Here is a 17601-nt window from a genome sequence, read left to right on the forward strand (position 1 = left end):
AGCCCCGCACACACGAGGTGGTTTCGAGGCTCGCTGGCGCTCGCACCTCAACCACCGTGGGGTCAGCTCGGCGGCCGGCTCACGGGGTCTCGACGGACGCTCGTCGCTGACGCTCCTCGCTGCTCGACCACCGGAGGGGTGGTTTTGAGGCTCGCTGGCGCTCGCACCTCGACCACCGGAGGCTCGGGTCAGGACTCCAGGTGGAGGGGGACGACGAGGTCGCCGACGATGAGGACGACGCCCATGACGAGCATGGCCGAGGCGACGACGTAGGCGACCGGGAGGAGCTTGGCGGCGTCGACGTAGCCGGGGTCGGGGCGGCCGCGCAGGCGAGCGAGGCGGCGGCGGGCCGCCTCCCACAGTGCGCTGGCGATGTGGCCGCCGTCGAGGGGCAGGAGCGGGATGAAGTTGAAGAGGCCGATGAAGAGGTTGAAGCCGGCGATCAGCATCAGCAGGAAGACGGCCTTCTCGGTGACCGGGAACTCCTCGTGGGAGACCGTCTCCCCCGCGATGCGCCCGCCGCCGACGATGCTGACCGGGCCCGTGGGGTCGCGCTCCTCGAGGCCGACGATGGCCTGGGCGACGTCCCACACCTTGACCGGGAGGGTGCCGAGGGCCTTGACGGTCTCGACCGTCATCGTGCCCATCTGGTCGAGGGTGTAGATGGGGCCACCGGTCTCGGTGACGATCCGGCTCTCGGGACTGACCCCGAGGAAGCCGACCTTGCGCAGGGTGTCGTCGGTCTCGGAGGTCGGCCGCGGCTGCACGGTGGTGCTGGTGGTGCCGGTGAGCGCCTGGCCGTCGCGGGTGTAGCCGATGACGGCGTCACCGTCGTCGTTGCCGCGGATCAGGTCGCGCAGCTGGTCCCAGCTGGTGACGGCGGTGCCGTTGAAGGTCGTGATCGTGTCGCCGGGACGCAGGCCCGCCTCGTACGCCGGGGCGGCGGGGTCCTCGGCCGTGCACTTCCTGCCCTCGTCCTCGAAGGCCAGCACGCAGCGGTTGACGCTGCTCACCACCGGCTGCCCGGGCTCCACCTCGACGGACTTCTGCCCGTAGGTCGCGAAGACGCCCCAGAAGATGAAGAACGCGATCAGCAGGTTGACGGTCGGCCCGCCCGCCATCACGACGACCTTCTTCCAGGACGCCATCTTGTAGAAGAGCCGGTCGTTGTCCTCGGGCTTGACCAGCTCCCACTCGGCCGCGCGGGCGTCGGAGATCAGCTGGGTGAACATGCCGGTGTTGGACTTGCGGACCCGGGTGACGGTGTTGCCGTCGGCGTCGACGCTCACCTCGTCGGCCAGCTGGTCGGCGCCGGGAGGCAGCATCCCGACGATCTTGACGTAGCCGCCGAGCGGGATCGCCTTCACGCCGTACTCGGTCTCGCCGACCTGCTTGCTCCAGACGGTGGGCCCGAAGCCGATGAAGTACTGGGTGACCTTCCCGCCGAAGCGCTTGGCGGGGATCATGTGGCCGAGCTCGTGCAGCCCGATCGAGACCAGGATGGCGGCGACGAAGAGGACGACGCCGAGCAGGTAGAAGAGGGCGGTCACGCAGGTCTCCCGATCAGGGTGCTGGTCTCGGTGCGGGCCCAGGCGTCGGCGGTCAGGATGTCGTCGACGCTCAGCCCGTCCTCCGAGGGTACGTCGTGACGTGCAAGCACCGCGTCCACCGTCGGCACGATGTCGGTGAACGCCAGGCGACCCGCCCGGAACTCCTCCACGCACACCTCGTTGGCCGCGTTGTAGACCGCCGGCGCGGTGGCACCCCGCTCCCCCGCCCGGCGGGCCAGCGAGACCGCCGGGAACGCCTCGTCGTCGAGCGGGAAGAACTCCCACGTCTCCGGGCGGCTCCAGTCGACCGGGGGCGCCGCGTCGGGCACCCGGTCCGGCCAGGAGAGTCCCAGGGCGATCGGGATCAACATGGTCGGCGGGCTGGCCTGCACCAGCGTGGAGCCGTCGACGAACTCCACCATCGAGTGCACGACCGACGTGGGGTGCACCACGACCTCGATCCGGTCGAAGGGGATCCCGAAGAGCAGGTGGGCCTCGATGACCTCCAGGCCCTTGTTGACGAGCGTCGCCGAGTTGATCGTGATGACCGGTCCCATGTCCCAGGTCGGGTGCGCCATCGCCTGCTCGGGGGTGACCTCCGTGAGCTCGTCGCGGGTCCGCCCGCGGAACGGCCCGCCGCTGGCGGTGAGCACCAGCCGGCGCACCTCCTCGGGGCTGCCGCCGCGCAGGCACTGGGCGAGCGCACTGTGCTCGGAGTCGACCGGCACCAGCTGGCCGGGCGCGGCGCGCTCCAGGACCAGCGGTCCGCCCATGATGAGCGACTCCTTGTTGGCCAGCGCCAGCGTGGTGCCGGCGTCGAGCGCGGCCAGGGTGGGGCGCAGGCCGACGGCGCCGGTGATGCCGTTGAGCACGACGTCGCACGGCCGCGAGGCAGCCTCGACGGAGGCGTCCTCCCCCAGTCCGGAGTAGAGGTCGGGGCACGTCGCCGCGAACTCCGACACCTGCTGCTCGAACAGCTCGGGGTTGGATCCGCCCGCCGTCAGGGCGACCACCCGGAAGCGGTCGGGGTTGGCGCGGACCAGGTCCAGGGCCTGGGTTCCGATGGAGCCGGTGCTGCCCAGGATCGCGACGTCTCTCACGCGGCCATCCTCCCGCACTAATGTCCAGCCATGGACATCGCGCAGGAACGCCGCCTCGTCACCGCCGTCCCCGGCCCGGAGTCGTTGCGGCGCCTCGAGCGCAAGCGGCAGCACGTCGCCGACGGCGTGGGCACGATGCTGCCGGTCTTCGTGGTGGCCGCCGGCGGTGGCGTGCTGCAGGACGTCGACGGCAACTCCCTGATCGACCTGGGCTCCGGCATCGCCGTGACCACGGTCGGCAACGCCGCGCCCCACGTCGTACGACGGGCGAGCGAGCAGCTGGCGGCGTTCACGCACACCTGCTTCATGATCACGCCGTACGACGGCTACGTCGACGTGTGCGCCGAGCTGGCCGAGCTGACGCCGGGCGACCACGCCAAGAAGTCGGCGCTGTTCAACTCCGGCGCGGAGGCCGTCGAGAACGCCGTCAAGGTCGCCCGCGTCGCCACCGGCAAGGACGCGGTCGCCGTCTTCGACCACGCCTACCACGGCCGCACGAACCTCACGATGGCCATGACGGCCAAGAACATGCCCTACAAGAACGGCTTCGGACCCTTCGCCGGCGAGGTCTACCGCGCCCCGATGTCCTACCCGTTCCGCGACGGGCTCTCCGGCGAGGAGGCCGCTGCCCGCGCCATCGACGTGCTCGAGAAGCAGGTCGGGGCGGCCAACCTCGCGTGCGTGGTCATCGAGCCGATCCAGGGCGAGGGCGGCTTCATCGTCCCGGCGCCGGGCTTCCTGCCCGCGATCGCGGCGTGGGCGCGCGAGAACGGCGTCGTCCTCGTCGCCGACGAGATCCAGTCGGGGTTCTGCCGCACCGGCGCCTGGTTCGCCAGCGACGACGAGGGGGTCGTGCCGGACCTCGTCGCCACCGCCAAGGGGATCGCCGGCGGACTGCCGCTGGCGGCGGTCACCGGGCGCGCCGAGCTCATGGACAGCGTGCACGCCGGCGGCCTCGGCGGCACCTACGGCGGCAACCCGGTGGCCTGCGCCGCCGCCCTGGGGGCGATCGAGGAGATGCGCGAGCACGACCTGCCCGCCCGCGCCCGCGAGATCGGCGCGACCATGGCCGGCCGGCTCGCCTCGCTGCAGGAGACCTACGCCGTGATCGGCGACGTGCGCGGTCGCGGCGCGATGATGGCCGTGGAGCTGTGCACCCCCGGCACCACCGACCCCGACCCCGTCCGCACGGCCGCCGTGGCGGCCCACTGCCACGCCCAGGGCGTCGTCGTCCTCACCTGCGGCACCTACGGCAACGTCTTCCGCTTCCTGCCGCCGCTCTCCATCCCCGACGCGCTGCTCGCCGAGGCGTTCGACGTCGTCGAGGAGGCCTTCGCCGCCACCGCGTAGCGGTGGGTGGTTTCGAGGCTCGCTGCGCTCGCACCTCCACCACCGTGCCGAGAGGTCAGGCCTTGGCCTCGGGCTCTCCGCGCCACGCGTCGTCGGAGTGGGCGAGGTCGGTCTGGACGCGCGGGTCGTCGGCGTCGGCGAAGTAGTCGCCGGGCTCGGTGGCGTCGCGGCCGTTGGAGACCTTGAGGGAGTTCAGGGCCAGCGAGAGCAGGACGGTGACGACGAGGTTGAGGGCGAACGCCGTCATCGCGATGTAGCCCATGTCGCCCAGGCCGGGGATCTCCCCCAGCGAGCCGCCGAAGTGCTTCCCGGTGGCGGGGTTGATGACCTGGTAGGCCTCGACCGTCCCGTAGACCATGCCGGCCGCCCAGCCCACGAGCATCGCCTTGCGGTGGAACCACCGCGTGTAGAGGCTGAACACGATGGCCGGGAAGGTCTGCAGGATCCAGATGCCGCCGAGCAGCTGGAAGTTGATGGCGTTCTGCTTGTCGAGCGTCAGCACGAAGACCAGCGCGAACGCCTTGACCACCAGCGACATCAGCTTGGAGACCTTGGCCTCCTGCTCGGGCGTCGCGTCCTTCTTCAGCCACTCCTTGTAGATGTTGCGGGAGAAGGTGTTGGCCGCCGCGATCGACATGATCGCGGCCGGCACCAGCGCGCCGATCGCGATGGCCGCGAACGCCACGCCGGCGAACCAGCTCGGGAAGAAGTCCTCGAACAGCTGCGGGATCACCAGCTGCGGGTTGATCTCGCCGTCGAGGCCGGTGGGGTCCGTGCCGGCGGCGATCGCGACCCAGCCGAGGAGGGCGAGCAGCCCCAGCACGAAGGAGTACGCCGGCAGCAGGGCCGCGTTGCGCCGCACGGTGTTGCGGCTGCCCGACGACAGGCTCGCGGTGATCGAGTGCGGGTACATGAACAGCGCGAGCGCCGACCCGAGGCCCAGCGTGGCGTAGGCCCACATCGCGCCGGTGCCCGGGATGAACGAGCCCTGCGGCTTGCCGGTGACCTCGTTGGTGGCGGCCATCTTCTCCTCGGCCGCGCCGAAGATGTTGTCCCAGCCGCCGACCTGCGAGGGGAGGTAGACGATCGCCACGATGATGACGACGTAGATGAGGATGTCCTTGACGAAGGCGATCACCGCGGGCGCGCGCAGCCCCGAGGAGTAGGTGTAGGCGGCCAGCACCGCGAAGGCCACCAGCAGCGGCGCGTCCTTGGCGATGATGTTGTCCGAGCCGCCGACGCCGGCCACCTCGAGCACCGCCTGGATGCCGACGAGCTGAAGCGCGATGTAGGGCATCGTCGCGATGAAGCCGGTCACCGCGACCGCGAGCGACAGTGAGCGGTCGTCGTAGCGCCCGCGCACGAAGTCGGCGGTCGTGACGTAGCCGTGGCGGTGGCTGACCGACCACAGCCGCGCCATGAAGATGAAGATGATCGGGTAGAGCACGATCGTGTAGGGCACCGCGAAGAAGCCGGCCACGGCCCCGGTGGCGAACATCGCGGCCGGCACGGCCACGAAGGTGTAGGCGGTGTAGAGGTCCCCGCCCAGCAGGAACCACGTGATCCAGGTGCCGAACTTGCGACCGCCCAGGCCCCACTCGTCCAGGGTGTCCAGGCTCTCGGCGCGCTTGAAGCGCGAGGCCATGAACCCCAGCACGGTCACGACCAGGAAGAGCGCGATCAGGACGACCAGGGCGACGGTGTTGACGCCGCCGCCGGTCACCATCGGGGTCACCACCCCGCCCACCGGCGCGCTCACCGGTCCTCACCCTTCGGCGTGCGCGGGGGGCGCGCCGACAGCGTGAGCCGGTAGGCGCCCCAGGTCATCCCGGAGCACAGGAAGACCCAGAGGAACTGGTACCAGAAGAAGAACGGGAAGCCGAAGAGCTTCGGATCCTCCCGCGCATAGCTGGACACCCACATCAGGGCGATGACCGGCAGGGCGAGCAGCACGCCGGCCGCCGCCATCTTGCGCTTGTCGGTGACCGGGACGTCGGGCGTGCCGGTGCGAGATGCGTCTTTCCCGAGACTCATGAGGCGGGAGGCTACCTGTGATCGGCGCCACCCCTTGACGCGTGTCAATCGGTCCGGTTCGATCCGAGGATGACCTTCGACACGATCATCACCGGCGGCCTGTGGTTCGACGGCACCGGTGCGGCCCCCGCGCGACGCGATCTCGGCATCCGCGACGGCCACGTGGTGGAGGTTTCGGTCGAGCCGCTCGACCCCACGGGCTGCCCCGAGGTGATCGACGCGGCGGGGCGGTGGGTGCTCCCCGGGATGGTCGACATCCACACCCACTACGACGTCGAGGTGCTCCAGGACCCCCACCTGCCGGAGTCGCTGCGCCACGGCGTCACCACGATCCTGCTCGGCTCGTGCTCGCTCTCCACGGTCCACGTCGGCGGCGTCGACGCCGGCGACCTCTTCGGCCGGGTGGAGGCCATCCCCCGCCAGCACGTCATCCGCTCCGTCGAGGAGGCCAAGACGTGGTCCTCGGCGCAGGAGTACGTCGCCGCGCTGGAGTCGCTGCCGCTCGGCCCGCACCTGGCGGCGTTCATCGGCCACTCCGACATGCGCACCGCCACCATGGGCCTGGACCGCGCCACCCGCAAGAACGTCAAGCCGTCGCGCGGCGAGCAGTCGCGCATGGAGTCGATGCTCACCGAGGCGCTCGACGCCGGCTTCGTCGGGATGTCGGCGCAGCAGCTGCTCTTCGACAAGCTCGACGGCGACGCGTGCCGCTCGCGCACCCTGCCGTCGACGTACGCGAAGTGGCGCGAGATGCGCGGCCTGCGCCGCATCCTGCGCTCGCGCGAGCGCGCCCTCCAGGCCGGCCCCGACGCCAGCCACCCGCACACGATCGTCACCCAGGCACTGGGCTCGATCGGCCTGGGCTCGATCGGGCTCGGGAAGAACAAGCCGCTCAAGACCAGCCTGCTCTCGGCCGCCGACATCAAGGCGATCCCGTTCATCATCCACCTGATGCGACTGCTGGCTGCGGTGGTCAACCGCGCCGGCGCCGACTTCCGCTGGCAGCACCTGCCCGTGCCGTTCGAGGTCTACGCCGACGGCATCGACCTGGTGATCTTCGAGGAGTTCGGCTCCGGCGCCGCCGCCCTGCACCTCCAGGAGAAGATGGCGCGCGACGAGCTGATGCGCGACGAGGACTACCGCCGCCGCTTCCGCAAGGACTACGACTCCAAGTACGGCCCCCGCGTCTGGCACCGCGACTTCTTCGACGCCGAGATCGTCGAGTGCCCCGACGCGTCGGTGATCGGCCAGTCCTTCGGGCAGGTCGGCGTCGAGCGCGGCGGCCTGCACCCGGTCGACGCCTACCTCGACCTGGTCCTCGAGCACGGCACCGCCCTGCGCTGGCGCACCACCATCTCCAACCACCGCCCCGAGATCCTGAAGAAGATGGCGAGGAGCCCCGGCGTGCAGATGGGCTTCTCCGACGCCGGCGCCCACCTGCGCAACATGGCCTTCTACAACTTCGGCCTGCGGCTGCTCAAGCACGTCCGCGACGCCGAGCAGGCGGGCCGCCCGTTCATGCCGATGGAGCGCGCCGTCCACCGCCTCACCGGCGAGCTGGCCGACTGGTACGGCATCGACGCCGGCCACCTGCGCCTCGGCGACCGCGCCGACCTGTTCCTGCTCGACCCGACCCGGCTCGACGACTCGCTGACCGAGTACGCCGAGGCGCCGGTCGCGCAGTACGACGGGCTCTCCCGCATGGTCAACCGCAACGACGCGACCGTGCCGCTGGTGATGGTCGGCGGACGGGTGGTCTGGCGCGACGGCGACGCGACCGACGTGCTCGGCAGGGAGCGGACGGGCCGCTTCCTGCGCGCCGGCGAGAAGGCGCCCGCCGTGCGCCCGAGCGCGCCCGCGGTCTCCCCCGCCGTGGCGACGGCGCCCTGAGCACGCCCCACGGGCGGAGCGCCCGTCTCGTCACGGCGGTCGTGGTCGGCGTGCTGATGGCAGTCACCGGCGTGCTGGCCGCAGGCTTCCTGCTCGTCTCCTCGTCCGACTACTCCTACTGGCCCTCGGACGCCGACTTCGTGGAGGGCCGCACCCACGAGATGACCGTCGACCCCGACGCGGACTTCCTGCTCTGGCGGTAGGCGTCCTACGACACCCCCGAGTGCTCGGTCACCGACCTCGCGACCGGTCCCTGATCAGCAGTCGTCCGGCGAGCGGACCACGCGGCGCGTCGTTCGCCACGCCAGGGCACCGAGAGCCAGCACGAGCAGCGTGGCCCCGACGTTGACGAGGTACGTCGTGGGGTTGCGGTCACCCTCGACCGGCACGACCAGGAACCCGCCGAGCGCCCGGGACAGGAGCACGCCGACCGCCAGCCCCGCCAGGTGGCGGTCCGTCCAGGCCGGACTCGCGCCCCAGTGCACCAGCGCGAGCGCCACGACGCCGAGTCCGGCGACCGTCACCACCAGGGCGGGCCACACCACGGACCAGCCGAGCGCTCCCTCCACGATCACGCCCAGCAGCACCAGCACCGCCGGCGTCGGCGGCCGCCAGGCGCGGGGCGGTGTCCGCCACGGGCGCAGCGCCCACCAGATCAGGATCGCCACGAGGGCGACCGCGCCCACCAGCTGCGTCGCGGACAGCTGCCAGCCCTCTGCGGAGAGGTGGTCCGCGTGGACCAACCCGGCCGCGCCGACGTACAGGACGCCGAGTGTCAGCGCGGACCCGCGACCGAGCCAGGGTCGCGCTCCGTCGCGGGAGGCGACCATGACGATCGCGAGCGGGGCGCCGAAGGAGGCCGACGTGTGACCGAGCACGAACGCCACCGCGGCGTAGGCCGAGAGGTCCAGGGCCGGCACGTAGGTCGGCTGCCAGAGCTCGCTCCAGCCGGCGAAGTCACGGTAGTCGGCGTTGACGACGCTCTGGTCGACGACGACGGCCTGCAGCACCCCCAGCGCGGTGACCAGGAGCAGCAGGCCCCGCCAGCCGAGACCGCGGCGTACGGCGAGCTCGCGCGCCAGCAGCGCCGGCGCGCCGTACAACGGGGCGAGCACGAGGAGCCCGCCGAGCAGCGTCAGCAGGCCGTCGGCCGAGACGTCGTACGCCGACAGGTACTCCGCACACACCGGCGACAGCAGGAGGACGCCGAGGACCGGGAGCCAGCGAGTACGCACGCCTCGAGTGCACCAGCCGGCTTGCGGCACCCACCAGGAGCGGAGGGCCACTGCCGGCCGACTTAGGTAGCGTCTGGACACCGACCCGCGACGCGAGGCTGTCGGTCAGAGGCAGGCGCGGTTGACCCGCTCGACCGTCATGGAGGGTCCGGCGAGCTCGGCCACGATCTCGCCGTCACGCATGACCAGGATCCGGTCGGTGGCCTCCACGAGCTCCTCGACGTCCGACGAGCTCACGAGCACGCCCTTGCCCTGGTCGGCCAGGCGTCGCAGCACGGCATGGATCTCGTTGCGCGCCCGGACGTCGACGCCCTCGCAGGGCTCGTCGAGCAGCACCACGTCCGAGGGCATCATCAGCCAGCGGGCCAGGACGACCTTCTGCGCGTTGCCGCCGGAGAGCGCGTGGATCGGCATGTCGACGGCTCGGTCGGGCTTGGTGTCCAGGTCGGCGAGCAGCGACGCCACCTCCTGACGCTCACGGCGTCGGTCCAGGAACGGTGTCGGCCCGAGCCGGCGGCGCCGCGACGTGGGGAGGGCGGCGTTCTCGCGCACCGTCATCCCGGGGATCAGCGACGTCCGCTGACGACCCTCCGGGATCAGCACGAGGCCGCGCGCCATGGCCCGCCTCGGCGAGGACGGCGTGAACGGCGTCTCCTCGACCGCCACCGACCCCTCCAGCACGGGCGCACCCGCGCCCCACAGGGCGTTCAGCAGCGTGCTCCGGCCGGCACCGACGAGGCCGGTGAGTCCCACGACCTCACCGGAGCGGATCGTGAACGTCGCCGCACCCGCCTTGGCGGCGGTGCGCAGCCCCGTCACCTCCAGCACCTTCCGGTCGCTCACCGGCGTCGCGTCCGCCGGGACGAACGTGACCTCGCCCTGCGCCTCCGGGGCGTGGGCGTCCGCACCGCCGGCGATGATGTCGGCGAGCTGGTCCGTGGTCAGGTCGGTCGTCGACAGCTGCGTGATGATGCGGCCCTGCGACATGCCCACCACGCGGTCGGCGATCGCGATGATCTCCTCCAGCCGGTGGGAGATGTAGATGATCGAGATCTGCTCCGCGGTGAGGTCGCGGATGATCGCGAACAGCCGCTCCGTCTCCGCGACCGAGAACGCGGCGGTGGGCTCGTCGAGGATCAGCAGCTTGGGCCTGCGCAGCAGGCTGCGACCGATCATGACCAGCCGCTGGGCCGCGGGCCCCAGCCGGTCGAGCCGCGTGTGCAGGGCACTCCGGAGCCCGACCCGCTCCGCCACCGCCTCGAGGTCGTGCGGGGCCGCGCCGAGTCCGAGACGGAGGTTCTGCTGCACCGTCATGGAGCCGATCACCGCGAGCTGCTGCGGCACCAGGGCGATCCCCTCGCCGAGGGCCTGCTTGGGCGAGCGGAGGTGCACGACGTCCCCGTCGATGCTGATCACCCCCGTGTCCGGGCGCTCGTAGCCCGAGATGATCTTGCTGAGCGTCGACTTGCCGGCACCGTTGTGCCCGACGAGCGCGACGATCTCCCCCGCACCCACCCGCAGCGTCGCGTCGTCGAGCGCGACCGCACCGCCGTACGTCTTGGTGGCACCGTCGACGCTCAGGCGTGCCGGGGCGGCGTCGAGGACCGCCGGCCCCCCGCTGCCGACGGCGCTGCTCGCCTCGCGGGTCACCGGCTGCGCCGCCCGCCGGCGACGATGCGGGCGAAGCCGACCGCGAGGATGAGGATCCCGCCCTGGAAGAAGTAGGTCGAGTAGCCGCTGACATCGGCGAGGAGCAGGCCGTTGGGGACCATCGAGGCCAGCACGGCCCCCACGACGGTGCCGGGGATGTTGAACTCACCGACCCGGAACATCGCCGCACCGATGAAGCAGGCGGAGAACGACGGCAGCAGCACCTGCAGTCCCGTCATCGGGTAGGCCTGGCCCGCACGTCCGGTGTAGAACATGCCGGCCATCGTGCAGACGAACGCCGTGATGACGAACCCGATCAGGATCGTCCGCCGCACGTTGACGCCCGCGAACAGCGCGGCCTCGCGGTTGGCGCCGATCGCCCGCAGCTCCCGTCCCAGTGCGGTGCGGTCCAGCACCGCCCACAGGACCGCCGCCACGAGCGGGGCGATGAGGACCAGGACGGGAACGCCGACCAGGTCGGACCTCACGAAGTCGACGAACGCCGGGTCGATGCCGGTCGAGATGGACTTGGAGTCGGAGACCAGGAACTCACCGCCGTTGAGCAGCGAGGCGGAGCCGATGGTGACCACGAGCGCGTTCAGGCCCTGGTAGGCGACCAGCCAGCCCGTGAGCGCGCCGATCGCCAGCCCGACAGCGAGCATGATCACGACCGCGGTGATGGTCGTGTAGTTCCAGTTGGCCATGAGGGCCGCGAAGGTCGTGGTCGCGAACCCCGCCACCGCCTGCACCGAGAGGTCGAACTCGCCCATGACCAGCACCACGGTCAGCGCACAGGCCACCATCGCGGGCAGCGCGGCCGACTCGAGGATCGTCCAGACGTTGTCGACGGTCAGGAAGGTGCTGTTCTGGGACTGGAACACCGCGACCATCAGCAGCATGATCACCGGCACCCCCCAGGGCCCGAAGCGCCGTCGCAGCACGACGCTGCGCGGCTCCGGGACGTCGTGCGTGTGCGCGTCCGCGGCAGCGGAGCGCGCCACGTCGTCGGCGCTGTTGGTCGTGGTCGACATGGTGCCTCGTTTCGTCGGGTCGGCGGGGTGCTCGGTCAGCACGGGAACTTGGAGCCCCAGGTGTCGACGAGGGGCTGCTTCCACAGCCCGTCCTGCGAGGTCCAGCCGATGCCGGCCGCGACTCCGGCCCCGGTGATCTCCTGAGCGGTGTCCTTGGTGAAGACCTTGAACGGCACCGGGTCCTGGTAGCCCTCGAGGCGGTCCGGCTCCTCGCCGGCGAAGTGCGTCAGCATCCCCTCGACGGAGTGGTAGGACTCGTAGTCGAAGTCCAGCCACGGCATGGCGGTCAGCGGGTTCTTCGGGTCCTTGAGGGCCGTGATGCCCTCGGACTGCGCGACGTGGGTGAAGACCTTGATGTCCTTGTCGGCGGCCAGGATCGACTGGGCCGCCGCGGGGCCCGCGACCGGGTAGTTCGTCCAGATCGCGTCGAGGTCCGGGTACTTCGCCATGAACCCGTCGACGATCCGCTTGGTCGAGCCCGAGATGTCGGTGAAGTCGATGTCGGCGCTGTCGACGAGCTGGACCCGCGGGTAGAGCTCCGCGAGGCTCCGGACGGCGGCGTTGCGGGCGGCGAGGATGTCCAGGTCGGTGTTGACCAGGGCGACCTCGATGTCGCCCTCCGGGTGCTCCAGGTACAGCGTGCTGAACATCTGCTGGGCCAGTGCGGAGGCGTCGGCCGCCGGGATCGGCGTGTAGTCCTGCACGAGCAGCGGGTCGAGCTCGGAGAACGACCACTGGCCGAAGACCGGGATCCCCGCGTCCTTGGCGTCCTCCAGCTGCGCCTGCAGGTCGCGGGTGTTGACCACCATGAGGAAGATCGCGTCGACCCCCTGGTTCACGAACGTGGAGACCGCCTGCTGCGACTTCTCCGCGCTCCCCTGCGAGTCGGCCTCCTTGAAGGTCCAGTCGAGGCCGGCGGCCGTCGACGCCTCCTTGAGGGCGGTGACGAGCGTCGCCTCGTTCTCGTCGGCGGTGGTGAGGTGGACGACGCCGATGGTCTTGTTCTTGTAGTCGCCGCAGATCTTGTCGGCGCCGGCGGCCGCGCTCACCGCGGGGGTGTTCGGAGCGGCCTGCTCGTCGTCGGCGGAGTCCTTGGTGCAGCCGGCGAGGGCGAGCCCGGTCGCAGTGACGGCGGCGATCGCGAGGCCCCGCTTGAGGGGACCGGGGTGGCGCGTGAGGCGTGCGTGCATGGCAGCGTTCCTTCGTGTCGAGGCGACCGTCGTCCGACGTGTCGCGGGTGGTGCGGTGTGAGCGGGCAGGGCTGCCGCACCCGAGCGGTGGCAGGGTCGAGCGCGCCGGGCTCCTGGCGAGCGCCGACGATCAGTGCGACGGTGCGACGGCGGGGGCCGACGGCACCGCCGGTTCAGGGCCCGGGGACCGTGACGGTGCAGACCTCCAGGCGCCCGGTCCGCCGGGTGCCGGCGACGTTCGGGTTGGAGGACTCGGCGGTGCAGCAGACGAGCTGGTCGCCGACCAGACCGACGGCGAAGCACGGCTGGCTGGTGGAGACCCTCTCGCGCACCTCGCCACCCGCGATGCGGACCGCCCCGCTGCCGGCAGGGTCCGAGACCCAGATCCCGTCCTCGGCGTCCACGCAGATGCCGTCCGGCAGCACGGCGGCGCCTCCCGGGCCGGCCGTGCGCAGGTCGGCGTACAGACGGCGGTTGATGAGGCGGTGCCCGTCGACGTCGAAGGCGGTGAGGCACTTGCCGACGGTCTCGGCGACCACCAGGCGGCCGTCGCTGAGCTCGACCATGCCGTTGGGGAACTGCAGGCCCTCCGCGGCTCGGGTGACGGTGCCGTCGGAGGTGACGAGCGCGATGGAGGCGGTCGGCGGGTCGGCGTCGGGACCGAAGAGGGGGTCCGCGTCGGGCTCGTCACGCAGCAGGCCGTAGAAGTCGAAGCCGAAGTCCCCCACCCAGGCCCGCCCCTGCTGGTCGACGTACATGTCGTTGGCGGAGCCGCGAGCGACGCCGGAGAGGTCGGCGTGGTCGTGCAGCGTCCCGTCGGGGTCGAGCCGGCGCAGGCGACGGTCGTTCATCGACACCACGAGCAGCGAGCCGTCGGCCAGCCACCCCAGACCCGAGGGCTGCTCCTCGACTGTCGCGACGACCGTGGTCGACCAGTCCGTCACGTCGACCCGGAGGACCTCGTGGGCGTAGAAGTCCGACAGGTACAGGTGGCCGTCGGGCCCCAGCGTCGGTGCCTCCGCGAAGTGCAGCCCGGTCAGGACGGTGGTGGTGTCAGTCATGGGTGCCTCGCGGGGTTCGGGTCGGACGGTCGTCGGTGGGTCGACGTGTCCACGGTAGGGAGGGGCTGTGATGGTCGCCATGTGTGAACCGCACACTTTGCCGACGCATGTAGGGCGATCACCTCACGCCGCCGCTCGGCGTCCGCATCTCGGCGAGCACCTGCTCGGCGTACTCGGCGCGGACGGCCTTGGCCTCGATCATCCGTGACACCACGGCGTCGACCTCCTCCTTCGCCGCCCCCGCCGAGACGGCGACGTTGCGTGCGTGGAGGGACATGTGACCGCGTTGGATCCCCTCCGTGGCGAGGGCGCGCACCGCGGCGGCGTTCTGCGCCAGACCGACGGCCAGGATGACGGCGGCCAGCTCGTCGGCGGTGGTCGCGCCGAGGAGGGCGACGTTCGCCTGGGCGACGGGGTGCACCTTCGTCGCCCCACCCACCAGGCCCACCGGCATCGGCAGCTCGAGCGTGCCCACCAGGTGTCCGTCGGCGTCCTTCTCGAAGCGCGACATCGAGGTGTAGCGGCCGTCCAGGCCGATGGCGTGCGAGTGGGCGCCCGCCTCGACCGCGCGGGTGTCGTTGCCCGTGGCGAGGACGACGGCGGTGATGCCGTTCATGATGCCCTTGTTGTGCGTGGCAGCACGGTAGGGGTCGACCACCGCGAACTCGGCGGCGTCGACCATGTTCTCGACCACCTCGACTCCCCCCAGGAGCTCCCGGTCGAACACCGCGCTGACGCGGGTGATGCGCAGGTCGGCCTTGTTGGTGAGGATCCGCAGCAGGGTGCGTCCCCCGGCGATCTCGGCGACCCTCGGCGCGATGGCCTCCGCCATGGTGTTGACCGCGTTGGCGCCCATGGCGTCGCGCACGTCCACGATCAGGTGCAGGACGACGTAGGTCTGGCGCGAGCTCGGGATGACCCGCACCGAGATGTCGCGCACCCCGCCGCCGAAGGCGACGAGGGCGGGGTCCTGGGCGTTGGCCAGCTCGATCAGCTCGGACGCGGCCGCCAGCAGCCGCATCCGGGCTCCCTCCGGGTCCACCACGTCGACGACCTGGACCTGCGCCTGCATGAGCGGCGCGGTGGAGGACGTCACGAAGCCTCCGTGCTCCCGCGTCATGCGAGCCAGGTTGCTCGCCGCCGCCACCACGGACGGCTCCTCTGTCGCCATGGGCACCAGGACGTCGCGTCCGTCCACGACGAAGTTGGTGGCGAGCCCCACGGGCACGCCGAGGACGCCGATCACGTTCTCGACCATGTGGTCGGCCTGGTCCAGGCTCAGGCCCCGGTCCGGGCTCAGCACGTCGAGGCGGTGCGGCTCCAGGCCCGCGGCGGCGACCGCGCGCTCCCGTCGCTCGTCGATCGACAGGTTCCTGAATCCGCTGATCCGGCTGGTGCTGGTCATGGGGGCTTCTTCCTCGTTCGGTGGCTGGCTGATCGCCCGCAGTCCTGGCACACCGGCACTCGTGGCGGCCGCTGCAGGGCGGTGGCGCCACGCTATGCACGCGATGCGGCGCGGGATATGGTCGAACCACACGGCCTTGGGTCCTTCTGGGTGGGTTCCACACATGACCGCGGTCTCGCTCGTCTCGGCCAGCACTCCGGAGGAACCCATGGCTCCGCAAGCCGACCCCCAGATCTCCGCCGCCTCCTCGGCGTCCCTGGCCGCCCTCCTGGACGGCCTGGTCGCCGAGCAGCCCGAGACCCTCGGGAGGGTGACGCAGCTGCGCGAGCTGATGCTCGCCCACGAGCGCCGGGAGGCCGAGCTGAGCGCGCTCTACGAGGCGGCACGCGACCTCACGAAGGTGCGGGACCTCGAGCACGCGCTCCAGGCGGTGACGGACCGCACCCGGCGGCTGCTCGCCTGCGACGTCGCCTACCTGTCGGCGCGGACCGACGACGTGGACCACTTCGCTGTACGCGCGTGGGCCGGGCAGCTCTCTCCGGCGTTCCTCGGCACCCGCGTCAGCGTCGGCAGCGGCGTCGGCGGGGAGGTCGCGAGCAGCCGGCGGCCGTTCCAGGTGGCGAACTACCAGGAGACCGACGCCTTCGCCCACAGCGAGTACCTCGACCGCCAGGTCTCCACCGAAGGCATCGTCGCCCTGCTGGGGGTGCCCCTCGAGGTGGACGGCAGGCTGCTCGGGATCCTCTTCGCGGCACGCCGTCGCAGCGAGCCGTTCACCGATCGCCAGGTCGACCTCGTGTCGTCGCTGGCGGCCCACGCGGCCGTGGCCCTCGACAACGCGTTCCTGTTCAACGCGCAGATGGAGGCGCTCTCGGAGCTCGAGGCGACGACGGTCACGCTGCGCGCGCACACGGCCGCGGTCGAGACCTCAGCCGAGGTGCACGGCAGGTTGACCGCCGTGCTGCTGCGCGGCGACGGCATCGACCGGATCGTCTCCGTCGTGGCCGAGGCCCTGGACGGCGCGGTCGCGATGGTCGACGACGCGGGGCTGGTCCTGGCGTCGTCCGGCGACGTGGCGCCGGTGCCGCCGTACCCCCTCGAGGTGACGCGCGCCCTCGAGGCGAGCCGCGAGGCGGGGCGCTCGGTCCACGTCGCGGCCTTCGACGGCCGGCAGTGGCACGTCTCGGCCGCCTCCGCGGGCAACCGCTACCTGGGCGCGGTCGTCCTCACGGTGCGGCGCGAGCTCACCGACGTGGACATCCGCACCCTGGAGCGCGCCACCCAGACCATCGCCCTGTCCCTACTCGCCGACGTGGCCGCGGTCGAGGCGGACATCCGCGCCGCCGGCGAGACGATGCGCATGCTGCTCGCCGAGCGACGGGCCGACCTCGAGACCGTGCAGCGCCTGGCGCGACGCCACGGGCTGCTGGGGCGCGAGGTGAGCGTCGTCGTCTCGGAGGTCAGCCACGACCGCCTCGCTCGGCAGCTGGCAGCCTGCGCCGCGTTGTGTCGCACGAGCGGAGGACTCTCGGCGCTGCACGACGACCACATCGTGGTGATCACCCCGATGGAGGCCGAGGAGGCGGCCGAGCGCCTCTGGCAGGCCATGCGGACCGCGACCGGGGAGGAGCTCACCGTGGCCGCCGCCGGCAACGTGCTGTCCCCCGACGAGCTCCACGGCAGCCACCGCGAGGCCACCCAGTGCCTGCGCCTGATGCGCCACCTCGGTCGAGCACACGAGTGGGCGACGTCGGCGGAGTTCGGGGTCTACTCGCTGCTGCTGACGCCCGGCGCCGGCGCCACGCTCGACCGGCTGATCCGGCGTACCGTCGGCTCCCTGCTGGAGTACGACGACCGCCACCACACCGACCTCGCCGCCACCGCGCTGGCCTACCTGGACTGCTCCACCAACGCGACCGCCGCCGCCGCCCACATCGGGGTGCACGTCAACACGGTCACCCAGCGCCTCGCCAGGATCGACCGCGTGCTCGGACCTACCTGGCGCGGGAGCCGTCAGCTGGACATCCACCACGCGCTCAGGCTGCACCGGCTGCGGCCGCTCGCCACCACCTGAGCCGTCACGCGAGGACGGTCGGCGGTGCCGC

At 71.6% G+C, this 17601-nt stretch carries 14 protein-coding genes; 4 read left to right on the forward strand and 10 right to left on the reverse strand.

What is annotated here, in order from left to right; genetic code table 11:
• Nucleotides 1-188: 188 nt before the first annotated feature.
• Together IRQ30_RS06790 and IRQ30_RS06795 are read right to left on the reverse strand one after the other, a co-directional pair.
• Nucleotides 189-1550, reverse strand: coding sequence for a site-2 protease family protein (locus IRQ30_RS06790; protein ID WP_193612212.1), 1362 nt, complete (start codon nucleotides 1548-1550; stop codon nucleotides 189-191).
• Nucleotides 1547-2650, reverse strand: a complete 1104-nt coding sequence (locus IRQ30_RS06795) for a 1-deoxy-D-xylulose-5-phosphate reductoisomerase (protein WP_193612213.1) — start codon at nucleotides 2648-2650, stop codon at nucleotides 1547-1549. The genes IRQ30_RS06790 and IRQ30_RS06795 overlap by 4 nt, the downstream gene beginning before the upstream one ends.
• 30 nt (nucleotides 2651-2680) lie before the next feature.
• Here IRQ30_RS06795 and gabT point away from each other — a divergent pair, with 30 nt between their 5' ends.
• A complete protein-coding gene (gabT, locus tag IRQ30_RS06800) occupies nucleotides 2681-4000 on the forward strand; it encodes a 4-aminobutyrate--2-oxoglutarate transaminase (protein ID WP_193612214.1) in 1320 nt (439 codons plus the stop codon).
• 55 nt (nucleotides 4001-4055) lie between these two features.
• Here gabT and mctP read toward each other — a convergent pair whose 3' ends face one another.
• Both mctP and IRQ30_RS06810 read right to left on the reverse strand, forming a co-directional pair.
• On the reverse strand, nucleotides 4056-5759 hold the full coding sequence (gene mctP / locus IRQ30_RS06805; protein WP_338089597.1) for a monocarboxylate uptake permease MctP: 1704 nt from the start codon (nucleotides 5757-5759) through the stop codon (nucleotides 4056-4058).
• Nucleotides 5756-6034 carry a DUF3311 domain-containing protein gene (locus IRQ30_RS06810; protein WP_193608393.1) on the reverse strand — a complete coding sequence of 93 codons (279 nt, stop codon included), beginning with the start codon at nucleotides 6032-6034 and terminating at the stop codon, nucleotides 5756-5758. Before IRQ30_RS06810 ends, mctP begins: the two co-directional genes overlap by 4 nt.
• Before the next feature lie 69 nt (nucleotides 6035-6103).
• Between IRQ30_RS06810 and IRQ30_RS06815 the strand changes: the two genes are divergently transcribed.
• Together IRQ30_RS06815 and IRQ30_RS06820 are read left to right on the forward strand one after the other, a co-directional pair.
• Nucleotides 6104-7924 carry an N-acyl-D-amino-acid deacylase family protein gene (locus IRQ30_RS06815; RefSeq protein WP_193612215.1) on the forward strand — a complete coding sequence of 607 codons (1821 nt, stop codon included), beginning with the start codon at nucleotides 6104-6106 and terminating at the stop codon, nucleotides 7922-7924.
• A 56-nt stretch (nucleotides 7925-7980) separates the two neighbouring features.
• A complete protein-coding gene (locus tag IRQ30_RS06820; RefSeq protein ID WP_193612216.1) occupies nucleotides 7981-8127 on the forward strand; it encodes a hypothetical protein in 147 nt (48 codons plus the stop codon).
• A gap of 54 nt (nucleotides 8128-8181) precedes the next feature.
• On the opposite strand, the gene IRQ30_RS06825 is transcribed toward IRQ30_RS06820, so the two are convergent.
• From IRQ30_RS06825 to IRQ30_RS06850, 6 genes are all read right to left on the reverse strand, one after another.
• The gene (locus tag IRQ30_RS06825; protein WP_193612217.1) at nucleotides 8182-9159 is read right to left on the reverse strand and encodes a hypothetical protein; all 978 of its coding nucleotides are present in this window, start codon (nucleotides 9157-9159) and stop codon (nucleotides 8182-8184) included.
• 105 nt (nucleotides 9160-9264) lie between these two features.
• Nucleotides 9265-10809, reverse strand: coding sequence for an ATP-binding cassette domain-containing protein (locus IRQ30_RS06830; protein ID WP_193612218.1), 1545 nt, complete (start codon nucleotides 10807-10809; stop codon nucleotides 9265-9267).
• Entirely contained in the window at nucleotides 10806-11840 is a 1035-nt protein-coding gene (locus IRQ30_RS06835; protein ID WP_193608397.1) for an ABC transporter permease, read from the reverse strand. The genes IRQ30_RS06830 and IRQ30_RS06835 overlap by 4 nt, the downstream gene beginning before the upstream one ends.
• Nucleotides 11841-11875: 35 nt before the next feature.
• Nucleotides 11876-13030, reverse strand: a complete 1155-nt coding sequence (locus tag IRQ30_RS06840) for a sugar ABC transporter substrate-binding protein (protein ID WP_193612219.1) — start codon at nucleotides 13028-13030, stop codon at nucleotides 11876-11878.
• Nucleotides 13031-13203: 173 nt separating this feature from the next.
• Nucleotides 13204-14091 carry an SMP-30/gluconolactonase/LRE family protein gene (locus tag IRQ30_RS06845; RefSeq protein ID WP_193612220.1) on the reverse strand — a complete coding sequence of 296 codons (888 nt, stop codon included), beginning with the start codon at nucleotides 14089-14091 and terminating at the stop codon, nucleotides 13204-13206.
• 118 nt (nucleotides 14092-14209) lie between these two features.
• Entirely contained in the window at nucleotides 14210-15496 is a 1287-nt protein-coding gene (locus IRQ30_RS06850; RefSeq protein ID WP_193612221.1) for a hydroxymethylglutaryl-CoA reductase, degradative, read from the reverse strand.
• Nucleotides 15497-15704: 208 nt separating this feature from the next.
• Here IRQ30_RS06850 and IRQ30_RS06855 point away from each other — a divergent pair, with 208 nt between their 5' ends.
• Nucleotides 15705-17570: a helix-turn-helix domain-containing protein gene (locus tag IRQ30_RS06855; protein WP_193612222.1), complete on the forward strand. Its 1866-nt coding sequence runs from the start codon at nucleotides 15705-15707 to the stop codon at nucleotides 17568-17570.
• The last annotated feature ends 31 nt before the right edge of the window (nucleotides 17571-17601 follow it).

It is taken from the genome of Nocardioides lijunqiniae, from assembly GCF_015024225.1.
In the GTDB taxonomy this organism is placed as follows: domain Bacteria; phylum Actinomycetota; class Actinomycetes; order Propionibacteriales; family Nocardioidaceae; genus Nocardioides; species Nocardioides lijunqiniae.

Coding starts and splice junctions, on each gene's coding strand:
- IRQ30_RS06855 (WP_193612222.1), top strand. CDS start 15,705: ATGGCTCCGCAAGCCGACCCCCAGATCTCCGCCGCCTCCTCGGCGTCC.
- IRQ30_RS06850 (WP_193612221.1), bottom strand. CDS start 15,496: ATGACCAGCACCAGCCGGATCAGCGGATTCAGGAACCTGTCGATCGAC.
- gabT (WP_193612214.1), top strand. CDS start 2,681: ATGGACATCGCGCAGGAACGCCGCCTCGTCACCGCCGTCCCCGGCCCG.
- IRQ30_RS06815 (WP_193612215.1), top strand. CDS start 6,104: ATGACCTTCGACACGATCATCACCGGCGGCCTGTGGTTCGACGGCACC.
- IRQ30_RS06810 (WP_193608393.1), bottom strand. CDS start 6,034: ATGAGTCTCGGGAAAGACGCATCTCGCACCGGCACGCCCGACGTCCCG.
- IRQ30_RS06820 (WP_193612216.1), top strand. CDS start 7,981: ATGGCAGTCACCGGCGTGCTGGCCGCAGGCTTCCTGCTCGTCTCCTCG.
- IRQ30_RS06835 (WP_193608397.1), bottom strand. CDS start 11,840: ATGTCGACCACGACCAACAGCGCCGACGACGTGGCGCGCTCCGCTGCC.
- IRQ30_RS06840 (WP_193612219.1), bottom strand. CDS start 13,030: ATGCACGCACGCCTCACGCGCCACCCCGGTCCCCTCAAGCGGGGCCTC.
- IRQ30_RS06845 (WP_193612220.1), bottom strand. CDS start 14,091: ATGACTGACACCACCACCGTCCTGACCGGGCTGCACTTCGCGGAGGCA.